This is a genomic window from Pseudomonas sp. PS02290 (assembly GCF_029960075.1).
Classification (GTDB): domain Bacteria; phylum Pseudomonadota; class Gammaproteobacteria; order Pseudomonadales; family Pseudomonadaceae; genus Aquipseudomonas.
This window is the reverse complement of the sequence record NZ_JASCOY010000239.1, coordinates 1-321: the sequence shown is the minus strand read 5'-3', so window position 1 is coordinate 321 and position 321 is coordinate 1. Positions and strand designations below refer to the sequence as shown.

Sequence of the window (321 nt, the reverse complement as noted above, 5' to 3'; positions counted from 1 at the left end):
GCATCATGGGGCGATTGAGTGGCTTGGCGTCAGCGTACTTCAAGTACGACTCAGTGTTGGTCGTGGTCTGCCCCACTGGGTACACAGCAATCACACTCTTGGGCGAGGTCAAGCCCTGATCGCGTGCTGCCACAGCAGTGGCGAGCGCCAGATTGCCGCCGGCGCTTTCGCCGGCCAACGCTAGGCGTTTAGGGTCTCCGCCAATGCTAGCAGCGTTGGTAGTGAGCCAGCGGTAGGCAGCAACAGCGTCTAGATGGGCTGCCGGGAATTTATATTCAGGCGCGCGACGGTAGTCCACTGACACCACGATAGCATTGGCCT

Annotated in this window: 1 protein-coding gene; it reads right to left on the bottom strand. The window is 60.1% G+C overall.

Going from position 1 to position 321, the window contains the following annotated elements; all coding sequences use genetic code 11:
* A partial coding sequence (locus tag QMX88_RS29970) for an alpha/beta hydrolase fold domain-containing protein (RefSeq protein ID WP_282373747.1) occupies nucleotides 1-321 on the bottom strand: 321 nt, incomplete at both ends.